12 protein-coding genes are annotated in these 12,061 nt (G+C 31.1%); all 12 read left to right on the top strand.

From position 1 onward, the window contains the following. Positions 1-24: 24 nt before the first annotated feature. The 12 genes from ACREVX_RS06490 (at position 25) to ppdK (ending at position 12,001) form a co-directional block, all read left to right on the top strand. Entirely contained in the window at positions 25-375 is a 351-nt protein-coding gene (locus ACREVX_RS06490) for a histidine triad nucleotide-binding protein (RefSeq protein ID WP_431543352.1), read from the top strand. 190 nt (positions 376-565) lie between these two features. Further along, entirely contained in the window at positions 566-742 is a 177-nt protein-coding gene (gene rpsU / locus ACREVX_RS06485; RefSeq protein ID WP_216305181.1) for a 30S ribosomal protein S21, read from the top strand. Between the two features lie 358 nt (positions 743-1,100). Beyond that, the gene (gene yqfC, locus ACREVX_RS06480; protein ID WP_431543351.1) at positions 1,101-1,385 is read left to right on the top strand and encodes a sporulation protein YqfC; all 285 of its coding nucleotides are present in this window, start codon (positions 1,101-1,103) and stop codon (positions 1,383-1,385) included. Next, entirely contained in the window at positions 1,378-2,544 is a 1,167-nt protein-coding gene (gene yqfD / locus ACREVX_RS06475; protein ID WP_431543350.1) for a sporulation protein YqfD, read from the top strand. Before yqfC ends, yqfD begins: the two co-directional genes overlap by 8 nt. A 41-nt stretch (positions 2,545-2,585) precedes the next feature. Further along, positions 2,586-4,715, top strand: a complete 2,130-nt coding sequence (locus ACREVX_RS06470; protein WP_431543349.1) for an HD family phosphohydrolase — start codon at positions 2,586-2,588, stop codon at positions 4,713-4,715. Positions 4,716-4,768: 53 nt separating this feature from the next. Continuing rightward, positions 4,769-5,269, top strand: coding sequence for an rRNA maturation RNase YbeY (gene ybeY, locus ACREVX_RS06465; RefSeq protein ID WP_431543348.1), 501 nt, complete (start codon positions 4,769-4,771; stop codon positions 5,267-5,269). Between the two features lie 64 nt (positions 5,270-5,333). Continuing rightward, complete coding sequence (locus ACREVX_RS06460) at positions 5,334-6,032, top strand: diacylglycerol kinase (protein ID WP_431543347.1); 699 nt, start codon at positions 5,334-5,336, stop codon at positions 6,030-6,032. A 173-nt stretch (positions 6,033-6,205) separates the two neighbouring features. Beyond that, a complete protein-coding gene (locus ACREVX_RS06455; protein WP_431543346.1) occupies positions 6,206-6,604 on the top strand; it encodes a cytidine deaminase in 399 nt (132 codons plus the stop codon). 48 nt (positions 6,605-6,652) lie between these two features. Next, a complete protein-coding gene (gene era / locus ACREVX_RS06450; protein WP_431543345.1) occupies positions 6,653-7,534 on the top strand; it encodes a GTPase Era in 882 nt (293 codons plus the stop codon). Between the two features lie 11 nt (positions 7,535-7,545). After that, complete coding sequence (gene recO, locus ACREVX_RS06445; protein ID WP_431543344.1) at positions 7,546-8,310, top strand: DNA repair protein RecO; 765 nt, start codon at positions 7,546-7,548, stop codon at positions 8,308-8,310. A gap of 155 nt (positions 8,311-8,465) precedes the next feature. Further along, positions 8,466-9,098, top strand: a complete 633-nt coding sequence (locus tag ACREVX_RS06440) for a DUF4342 domain-containing protein (RefSeq protein WP_431543343.1) — start codon at positions 8,466-8,468, stop codon at positions 9,096-9,098. Between the two features lie 266 nt (positions 9,099-9,364). Further along, positions 9,365-12,001: a pyruvate, phosphate dikinase gene (gene ppdK / locus ACREVX_RS06435; RefSeq protein WP_431543342.1), complete on the top strand. Its 2,637-nt coding sequence runs from the start codon at positions 9,365-9,367 to the stop codon at positions 11,999-12,001. Positions 12,002-12,061: the final 60 nt, after the last annotated feature.

The following is a 12,061-nucleotide window of genomic DNA, read 5'->3' as shown; positions in this document are numbered from 1 at the left end:
ATAGGATGAAAAGGGGGTGAGCATGTGGAAAAAGATGAATGTATTTTCTGTAAAATAATAAAAAAACAAATTCCTAGTGATATCGTTTATGAAGATGACAAAGTTATAGGGTTTAAAGATATAAGTCCTGAAGCACCTGTACATGTTGTAATTATTCCAAAAAAACATATAGCAGACTTAAACTGCTTAGAAAAATATGAATCAGAAATAATTGGGCATATATTTATGGTTGCAAGGCAAATTGCGAAAACACTAGGGGTAGCTGAGGATGGATATAGAATTGTTAACAATTGCGGTAGGCAAGGTGGGCAAACTGTTGGGCATCTACATTTTCATTTATTGGGAGGCAGGATGCTTAAATGGCCACCTGGTTAAAGCATAATAAATTTTATAAAATGTTAAAAATTTTACAAAATAATACAATTAAAAAGGGGATTTAAATAACATATTAGCAATGAAAATGTTGACATTATGTAAAATTGTGTTGTATAATAAAAAATGTGCTATTTAGGTCCCGTATTAGCTGTTTTTAAATTGAATTAAGCTAGCGGAGGGAGGGATAATAATGTCAGAAATTAAAGTTGGATCAGATGAGACAATAGAAAATGCCTTAAGAAGGTTCAAGAAGAAATGCGCTAGAAGTGGAGTGCTTGGAGAAGTAAGAAAAAGAGAGCACTATGAAAAACCAAGTGTTAAGAAGAAGTTGAAATCAGAAGCTGCAAGAAAGAGAAAATTTAAATAAAATTTTTATAATGGAATGATGCAAGATCCATTTTATCTTTTTAAATAATAAAATCTTGTAGAATACCTTCCTCAGCAGTAGATAAAATCATAAATTATAGAGCTATTCAGAAAAGCAGTGTTAGGACCTAGAAATAGTGGCATGGAGTGTATGAAAAATAACATTTGTCTTATTGCAATGATTATGGGAAAAGCAATGACAAATTTGTTAATGAAAAAGTAAATAATATTTGAATAAATAAAAGACTCAGCTTTTGCTGGGCCTTTTTTTTATGAAAAACTTATTAAATTTAAAAACTGTAATTTATCAGGGCTTTTTCTCATAAATTTAATATGAAGTATTTTGTGAGGTGAGTATTATGGATAATAAGTTTTATAAAGCAAAAGAAATTATAGCCAGCAAGCTAGAATTGCCAAGAGATATTTTATTAGATTTACCCAAGATTACTATTTTATCTAATAATGAAATAAATATAGAAAATCATAAGGGTGTAGTGATTTTTGAAGAAGAAGAAATAAAAATAAATTCAAATGCAGGTCCAATATCGATATATGGAAAAAACTTTAAAATATTATTTATAGGAGGAAACACAATAACTTTAAGCGGAAACTTTAAGTCAATCGTGTATGAAAGCTATGAATAATTTAAAAAAATATAAAAAAGGTATTATCACAATGGAAATTCAATCATTAATACCAGAAAAATTTATAAATTTGTTATGGAAAAATGGTATTATAGCTACGAATATAAAAAAAATCAATATAACAACTGTAGTTTTAGAAGTGAAACTAAGTCAATATGGCGAAATTAGCAAAATAGCAAAACGTACTAGTACAAGGGTTAAAATTATAAGAAGAAGTGGAATGTCATTTTTTTTAATAAAATTAAAAAGTAGATTTTCACTTTTACTCGGAGTTGTTTTATTTGGTAGCATAATATATTATTTGTCTACATTTGTATGGAATATAGAAATTAATACTGAAAATTATATAAGCCCATACGAACTGCGTAATCAAATAAAAGCTTTTGGGATAAGACCAGGCCAGCCAAAGAAAAATATTAATGTTTACGAGCTTGAAAACAAAATCACAAGAGCAAATGATGAAATTATGTGGATAAAAGTAAGGATTGACGGTGTTAAGCTGAAAATTGATATAATAGAAAGACAATCACCACCTATTATAGTTACGAACCAAACACCTTGTAATTTAGTTGCTAGTAAAGATGGCATAGTAACTAGGGTATTTACTACTGAGGGTACAGCTATAGTGCTTGAAGGGGATGTAGTGCAAAAAGGGGACATACTAGTTAAGGGTGAACAAGGCAAGGAAGAAAGTGTTTACCCAGTACATGCCCGCGGGCAGGTTATAGTAAAAACTTTTTATGAGGAGACTAAAGAAGTTCTATTTAATAATATATCAAAGGTGAAAACCGGACATAGTATAAGCAATTTATACCTTAAAATTGGAAATAAAAAAATTTATCTCAAAAATACCGTTATTCCGTATAGTAATTATGATAAAATAGAAAATAACGATAAAATTATAAAAAAGGAAACATATAATGAGACCGAGGAAAAAAATATACCTGGCGATGAAGTTAAGGCTAAAGAAGAAATATATGCTGACATATTAAAAAATCTAGACAAAAGTGTAAAGGTTATAGACAAAATTTATAATGTAAAAAAGGATAAGGACAAATATATAATAAAAGTAGTGGTTGTTGCACAAGAAGATATTGCTTCTGAGGGGGCTATTGTAGCGCAGGAAAATAGTGTATCTGAGGATAAAAAGCAAAATTAATATATTTGTAATTTACACAAGAAAAAAAGTGGGGGCGGGTCATGAAAAAAATTAGGGGACTTTTAAATATTAATAAAGCTAAACCATACCTGATTTTTATAGTTACAGTAATTGTGTTATATTCTATTTTAGTAACAACACTTGTTCAAAAGAAGTACTCCTTAAATGTGGGGGACATTGCAAATGTGGATATAAAAGCTTCTAGAGAAGTTGAAGATGAAGCATCTACTCAAAGGAATATAACTAAGGCTGTAGACAGCGTAGGAGAAAAAACAATTGAGGTTCCAGTAGGTGATGAAGCTGTAAATAATATTAAAAAATTGTTTGGTGCAGTGAGTGCGTTAAATATTATTGGGACTAGTGAATCACCTACAAATACTAGTAAAGAAACTCCAGAAAAGCTGTTAACAGAAAAGGAAAAGATAACCTTGCTTAAAAAGAACAATCCAATTACTAATTTTACATATGAAAAATATCAATTCTTAATAAACTTAGAAACAAATCAAGCGACTGAGCTAGAAACTTTTCTTGAGGAAAAGGTAAAGGTCTTATATGATGTAGCCACAATAAATGAAAATAAGCCTGAAGAAATTAACGTGGCGCAAGGCATTATTTCGTCAGCTTTTACTAATTCAAATTTAACTAAAGATATAAGAGATATAGGTGTATCTATTGCATATTCACAAATTCGTCCTAATACAATTTATGATAAGGTAAGTACAGATGCAGCAATAGATGCAGCAAAGAAAAGTGTTAAACCTGTTATGATAAAAAAGGATCAAATAATAGTAAAAGATGGTGAGCCGGTAACCTCTGAGCAAAAGGTGCTTTTAGAGTCATTAGGCCTCCTAGACAATACAAATAAGTTTGAGTGGTCATTATATCTAAGCTTAGCATCACTTGTATGCTTAGTAGTAATGCTTCAATGGTTTTATTTGTACAAGTATCATATAGAAATATTTAAGGATGTTAAAAAATTAATTATGATTAACATCCTTACTATAATATCTATATTACTTGCTAGAACACTAGGTATAATTTCTTTATTTGTAATTCCACTAGCTTGCGTGCCAATGCTTATGACTATTTTAATTAATGATGAAGTATCTATATCACTTAATGTTTTGAGTTGTATTCTAATAAGTGTTGCAGTTAATTTTAATTTTGAAATTACAATGCTGGCAGTACTAAATTCTATTGTAGGGGTAATTGTTGTCAAGAAAATGCAGCAAAGAAACGATATTTTATATTCAGCCATATATATTGCAATGATTAACGTTATGGTGTATCTTTCTATGGGATTTTTGCTAAGTAATAGTATAATTGATGTATTAAAAAGGGCAGGGTTGGTGTATCTTGCTGGTGCTATATCTGGGGTCTTAACTATAGGATTTTTACCGATTTTCGAAAGCTTCTTTGATGTTGTCACTACAGTAAAACTTCTAGAATTGTCAAACCCTAATCATCCGCTACTTAAAAGGTTACTTTTAGAAGCGCCAGGAAGTTATCATCACTCTGTACTTGTAGCAAACCTTGCAGAGTTTGCAGCTGAGGCAATTGGTGCCAATCCTGTCCTTGCAAGGACAACAGCGTATTATCATGATATTGGTAAGATTAAGAGACCTTATTTCTTTAAAGAGAATCAAGTAGGAAATGATAATCCACATGATAAAATAACGCCAAATTTGAGTACACTTATAATTATTTCACATGCAAAGGATGGACTTGAGCTAGCAAAAGAATATAAAATACCTAAGGTTATTCAAAATTCTATTGTGCAACATCATGGAACAACTTTAGTTAAGTATTTTTACGTTACTATGAAAAACTTAAGTGACAATCCAGATGAAATTAAAGAAGAAGATTTTAGATATTCAGGTCCAACTCCAGAGAGTAAGGAGACCGCAATTATAATGCTGGCAGATGCAGTGGAAGCTGCGGTAAGATCAATTCCAAATCATACAAAAGGTAAAATTGAGGAAATGGTTAATAATTTAATAAAAGATAGGCTTAATGATGGACAATTAGACAATTGTGATCTAACTTTAAAAGATCTAGAAAAAATACGTAAGGCATTTTTAAAAGTGCTTTCAGGAATATACCATGAGAGAATAGAGTATCCTTTGGATAAATGGCAAAAGGAAAAAGAAGATGACACTCAAAACAAATAAAGGATGAATCTTTTATTTGTTTTGATTTATCTAGTAGAGGAGTAATAGCAAGTATGATTTTTATAGATAATAGGCAAAATAAAATTGAAGTTACGTCAGAACTTGAAACTACTATAAAAGATGTTATAGAGTATACGCTAAAAGAAGAAAAACTTATTATAGATAATGAAGTTAGTGTCATATTTATTGACAACGAAGAAATAAGGGAAATAAATTTAAAACACAGGGGAATAGATAAAGTTACAGATGTATTATCATTTCCGATGCTCAATTATCAGGGTAATAAGGTGTTTAAAGATATTTATGTAAATTATAAATTTGATCAAAGTGATTTATATGATAATAAACTAGTAATTGGTGATGTGGCATTATCACTAGAAAAAGCTATGGAGCAAAGTGCGGAGTTTGGGCATACATTTATTCGTGAATGTGCTTATCTTACAGTTCATTCGATTTTACATCTGCTAGGATATGATCATATTGAGGAAACTCCAAAAAATGTTATGAGGGAAAGGGAAGAGGAGATATTAAGTAATTTTAAAATATCTAGGTGAAATATATTTATGGTTATGAAAATTTGCCAAGTTGCTCGAGAATATTTTTAGAGGTGGTTAAAGTATGAAGGTTAAAAAATTAGTTGATAGTTTTAATTTTGCTATAGAAGGAATTATATATTCCATTCGTACACAAAGAAACATGAAAATACATATGTTTACCACATTACTAGTACTTACTGCCACATTTTTTTATGACTTGTCAAAAATAGAACTTTTAATTATAACAATGACTATAACATTAGTAATAGTTGCTGAAATGATAAATACAGCAGTAGAATGTGCCATAGATGCAACAACAAATTTTTATCACCCATTAGCCAAAATTGCTAAAAATGTTGCTGCTGGTGCGGTACTTGTAACAGCTATAAATTCAGTTTTGGTGGGATATGTAATATTTTGGGGTAGAATAACTCCATTTAACAAGTCGGTGATGTTAAAACTTAAAAAATCTGATCCTGACATGATATTTTTTGTACTGGTTATAGTTTGTATTGCCACAGTTGTAGTTAAAGCAATTTATGGGGAAGGAACGCCGCTTCGTGGTGGAATGCCAAGTGGTCACAGTACCATAGCATTTTCTCTGGCAACAACAATAACATTACTTAGTAATGAGCCTTTAATTATGGTGTTATCATATATTATTGCCGCAATTGTTGCTCAGAGTAGGGTTGATTCAGAAGTCCATTCTACTATAGAAGTTGTTTTTGGTGCTGTTTTTGGAACTCTTTTAACGTTATTACTTTTTAATGTTTTAGGATGATTAATTTTTTGAAATTTTAAAAGGTCTAAATAACGCTAAATATTATTGAAATATTATTATTTAATGTTATAATTGTTATACGTGATTTTACGTGACTTTACGTGACTAACGTAAATGTAATTTTTATATGCATGTAATTTTCATTGTTAAATTATTTTCATAGGGGTGTATTAATGGATTATAGAAAACTTGCTAAAATTGCAATAGACGCTAGAGAAAATGCATACGTTCCTTATTCGAAATTTAAGGTAGGGGCAGCAGTTTTGATGGCTGATGGATCAATATATACTGGCTGCAATATAGAAAATGCGTCATATGGTGCTACTAATTGCGCTGAAAGAACTGCAATTTTTAAAGCTGTGTCTGAAGGGCATAAAGAAATCAAAGCTATCGCCATAGTTGGTGATATGTCAACGAATACTTATCCTTGTGGCATCTGCAGACAAGTTATAGTAGAATTTGCCTCAAAAGATATTGATATTATATTAGTGAAAAATGAAGAAAATTATATAATTAAAACTATGGAAGAGATATTACCAGGTGCTTTTACTAAAGGAGATTTATTAAAGTAGGATAGAAAATGTAAACTATTTACTTAAGATAAACCAAGAGGAGGAAATATGTTTAAATCAGGGTTCGTAACTATTATTGGAAGGCCAAATGTAGGTAAATCTACATTAATAAATTATATTATGGGGGAAAAATTATCAATTGTGTCTAATAGACCCCAAACTACAAGAAATAACATACAAACTATTTTAACAACTAAAGAATCTCAAATAATATTTGTAGATACTCCAGGAATTCACAAACCTAGGCATAAACTAGGAGAATATATGGTTAAAGTAGCAAAACAGTCTGCGGATGAAGTAGATGTTATATTATTTATAACTACACCTGGTGATGAAATTGAAATGGGAGATAAACTTATTCTTGAACAGTTTACTGGTAGTAAGATACCAGTGTTTTTATTAGTTAACAAGATTGATGAAAATACTCAAGCGAGGGTAGCTAAAACTATTAAGAGTTATTCAGAGTACTTTGATTTTAAAGAAATAATACCAATAGCTGCTATAAAGGGTAAAAATGTCAACATTGTTACTGAACTTGTAGCGGAAAATATACCAGAGGGACCTTTATATTACCCAGAAGATATGATAACAGATCAACAAGAAAGATTTATCATCACTGAAATTATAAGAGAAAAAGCTCTGAAATTATTATCTCAAGAAGTACCTCATGGAATAGCAATTGAAATTATTTCTATGAAAAGGGATAAAAATAACATTTACAATATTGAAGTTAATTTGCTTTGCGAAAAGGATTCTCATAAGGGTATAATAATTGGGAAAGGTGGAAAAACTTTAAAACAAATTTCTACTTATGCAAGACAGGATATAATGAAATTTTTAGAAGAAAAGGTATATTTAAGATTATGGGTCAAGGTAAAGAAAGAGTGGAGAGATACTTCAAGTCTCTTGAAAGAGCTTGGATATAAGTAGGGGATGATCTTGTGGCAGTCTTAAAAACTAGAGCAATAGTTATAAAAACACAAGAGTTTAAGGAAAACGACAAGCTAGTTTGGTTGTTTACTGAAGAGTTGGGCAAAATAACAGCTATAGCTAAAGGTGCAAGAAAAAATAAAAGTAAATATGCAGCATCAACATTACCTTGCTGTTATGCTGAGTTTGTCCTTTTTAAAGGCAAAAATCTATACACAATAAATGAGATTACGATTATAGATTCTTTTCAACAATTATTAAGGAACCTGGACACAATTACTTATGCCTCTTATTTTAATGAATTAATCGATATAGCAATTGAAAATGATGAGGTTAATAAGGAACTTTTTAAAGAATTAGTTACAGCATTTTATTTTATAAAAAATGATGTTATGGATATAGAGGTTTTAGCTAGAGCCTTTGAAATCAGGATTCTAAAGGCAACGGGGTACGGTTTAAATTTTAGCAGATGTGTTAAATGTGGAAACAAAATCACTATGTCTAACAATATTGATTTGACATTATATGGACCAATTTGTAAAGATTGCGAAATGCTAAATAGTATATATATATCAAATCCTACATATAATACATTAAAATTCTTAAACAATTTCGGTATGGATAAAATTAATAGACTTATTGTTTCAGAGTCTACCAAACTGGAATTGTATAAAATTTTAGCTTTTATTATTTCAGAAAATTATACTAGAAAGCCAAAAAGTTTAGAAATGTTTGGATTTTTAACGACATTTCAAAATGAAAAAAACGTGCTTTAAGAAATTTAAAGCTACAAGCAACATTATAAAATAATTCTAGAGGGAGTACAAAACTCCCTCTAGAGTTGTAATGCTATCAAGATGATGATTAAGGGAATATAGCAATGAGTAATTGATATGTGCTCTTAGGCAAATTATAAGGAGGATGATTTTAAATGGAAACAATTACGTTGGAGAAGATTGATATTGTCAAAGAGAGAACAGGAGTTTCATATACTGATGCTAAAGAGGCGTTAGAAGAATGTAATGGTGACGTAGTTAACGCTTTAATTTATATTGAAGCAAAACAGAAAATAGCAAATAAATTTAATATGGATGATATGTATACTACTAAAGAAGAATTTTTAACATGGATGAAAGAAACTTTAAAAAAAGGAAATGTAACTAGAATAAAAATCAAAAAAGACCAAACAGTTATTATGGATATTCCTGTTAACGCAGGTATTGCAGTAGGAATTGTTGGATATTTCATCATGCCTACACTTCTCGCTATAGGAGTATTTGCAGCAGTAATCACAAAGGTTACAATTGAAATAACGAAAGCAGATGGAACTGTAGAAGTTGTTAATACTATAATCAAAAATACAGTTCAAGATGTAAAAGGTAAAATGAACAATATGAGTGAAGAAGTAAAAGAAAAGTTTAATGAAACAAAAGACAGTTTTAGTAAAGGTAGTAAAGATAGCAAAGATAGCAATAATGAAAATGTATATCAATATACTGTAAAGTTTGAAGAAAAAGAAAAACAAGAGCAAGAAGAAAAACAAGCAGATAAACAAGAAAAATAATATGTAGCTCCGCAGGAGATGATTTAAAGCTCCGCAGGAGATAATTTAACTAACGAAAAGCCAGCAACTATTAGTTGCTGGCTTTTCGGGGTCAATAAAATAAAGGGAAATAAAGGAAGTGTTGAAAAGTCATACATTTTATTGGAAAAACGTGATATAATACTATGAATGGTAGGCAAATCATATTGTAACATTAATGGAAACGTTTATAACATATACCATTATAACCTATTATATATAATCTAGGATGGAGGAGTTGTGTGCAAATGGAAAATAAAAAGTATGTATACCTTTTTAGTGAAGGTAGTCAATCAATGAAAAATCTTCTGGGTGGAAAAGGAGCAAATCTTGCAGATATGACGAGCCTTGGAATTCCAGTTCCACAGGGATTTACAGTTACTACTGAAGCTTGTAACAAATACTATGAAGATAGTAAATTAATAACACCGGAAATCGTTTGTGAAATTCATGCTAAAATGACTGAACTTGAAAACATTACAGGGAAAAAGTTTGGAAGCATGCAAAATCCATTACTTGTATCAGTTAGATCTGGAGCGAGAGCATCAATGCCTGGTATGATGGATACAATATTAAATCTTGGATTAAATGATAATACTGTAGAAGTTCTGGCAAAGGCAACAAATAATACAAGATTTGCTTACGATTCTTATAGAAGATTTATTCAAATGTTTGCTGATGTTGTTATGAATGTAGAAAAAAGAAATTTTGAAAATATAATGGATAAGATGAAAGAAGAAAAAGGTGTAAAATTTGATACAGAATTAGATGGTGATGATTTAAAAATATTAGTTAAAAAATTTAAAGAATTTTATAAAGAAAATAAAGGTGAAGAATTCCCAAGTGACCCAGAAAGGCAATTAATAGAGGCAATTTCTGCAGTATTTAGGTCATGGGATAATCCGCGCGCTAATGTATATAGAAGATTAAACGATATTCCAAGTGAATGGGGGACAGCCGTAAGCGTTCAAGAAATGGTATTTGGTAACAAAGGCGAAACATCAGGAACGGGTGTTGCTTTTTCAAGAAACCCATCCACAGGGGAAAATAAAATATATGCTGAGTACTTAATGAATGCACAAGGTGAAGATGTTGTTGCAGGGATAAGAACGCCACAAGATATATCTATGCTTGAAAAAGATATGCCAAAAGTATATGACCAGTTTATTAAAATAGTTAATACACTTGAAACACACAACAAAGATATGCAGGATATGGAGTTTACAATTGAAGATGGAAAATTATACTTTTTGCAAACAAGAAACGGAAAGAGAACGGTTCAAGCTGCACTTAAAATTGCTGTAGAACTAGTTGAAGAAGGCATGCTCACAAAACGAGAAGCAATAATGAAGGTTGAGCCAAAACAACTTGATTCACTACTTCACCCTAACTTTGATATAGATGAATTAAAGAAGTCTATAGTAATTGTTAAAGGGTTACCAGCATCTCCTGGAGCCGCTTGTGGAAAAGTTTATTTTACAGCAGAAGATGCAAAAGCTAAACATGAAACTGGAGATAAGGTTATTCTTGTTAGGCTTGAAACCTCACCAGAGGACATTGAAGGCATGGTTGCTGCAGAAGGTATATTAACAGTTAGAGGAGGAATGACATCACACGCTGCGGTTGTTGCAAGAGGAATGGGTACTTGCTGCGTTGCTGGTTGTTCTGAGTTAAAAGTTAATGAAGAAACTAAGAGTTTTCAAATTGGACAAACGGTGTATCATGAAGGTGATTTTATTTCAATGGATGGAAGTACAGGAAATGTATATGCAGGAGCAATTAAGACAGTTGAGCCTGAAATAAATGGTTACTTTGAAATATTTATGAGTTGGGCTGATGAAATAAGAAGTTTAAAAGTTAGAACCAATGCTGATACTCCAAAAGATACAGCACAAGCAGTTAAATATGGGGCTGAAGGTGTAGGATTATGTAGAACAGAGCATATGTTCTTTGATGCTGATAGAATAATGATTATTAGAGAAATGATTGTTGCTAAAGACGTGTATTCAAGAAGGGTAGCGTTAGAAAAGCTATTGCCAATACAAAGAGGAGATTTTATAGGAATCTACGAAGAACTTAAGGAAAGACCAGCTACAATAAGGTTCTTAGATCCACCACTTCATGAATTTTTGCCGCATGCTGATGAAGATATAAAGGAACTCGCTAGTGACATGGGAATAACTTTTGAAGAATTAAAATCTACTGTTGAATCATTACATGAAGTTAACCCAATGATGGGACACAGAGGATGTAGACTTGCAGTGTCGTATCCTGAGATAGCTGAGATACAAACTAGAGCGGTTATTGAAGCAGCTATAGATGTTAAGGCTAGGAAAGGATATAATATTGTTCCTGAAATAATGATTCCTTTAGTTGGGGAAGTTAAAGAATTAAAATATGTTAAAGATATAGTAGTAAGAGTTGCTGATGAAATTATAGCAAAGGCAGGTAGTGATTTAAAATACATGGTAGGTACAATGATTGAAATACCTAGAGCAGCACTTACGGCTGACTTAATAGCAAAAGAAGCTGAATTCTTCTCATTTGGAACAAATGATTTAACCCAAATGACTTTTGGATTTTCTAGAGATGATGCTGGAAGTTTCTTAAAAGATTATTATGAAAAGAAAGTTTACGAGTTTGATCCATTCCAAAAAATAGATCAGGAGGGTGTAGGTAAGCTTATTGAAATGGCAGCACGACTTGGAAGAGAGGCTAGGCCAAATATAAAATTAGGAATATGTGGAGAACATGGTGGAGACCCATCTTCCGTTGAATTCTGTCACGATGTCGGACTTGATTATGTATCATGTTCACCATTTAGAGTTCCAGTTGCAAGACTTGCAGCTGCTCAAGCGGAAATAAAGAACCCTAGAAAAAAATAATTATAACAATGGAATATAATAAATAATTTCAAAATAAAAAGCCGCCCTTATGGCGGCTTT

The sequence above is a fragment of the Clostridium sp. genome (assembly GCF_050717545.1).
Classification (GTDB): Bacteria; Bacillota; Clostridia; order Clostridiales; family Clostridiaceae; genus Clostridium_AD.
This window is presented reverse-complemented; position numbering and strand designations above follow the sequence as displayed.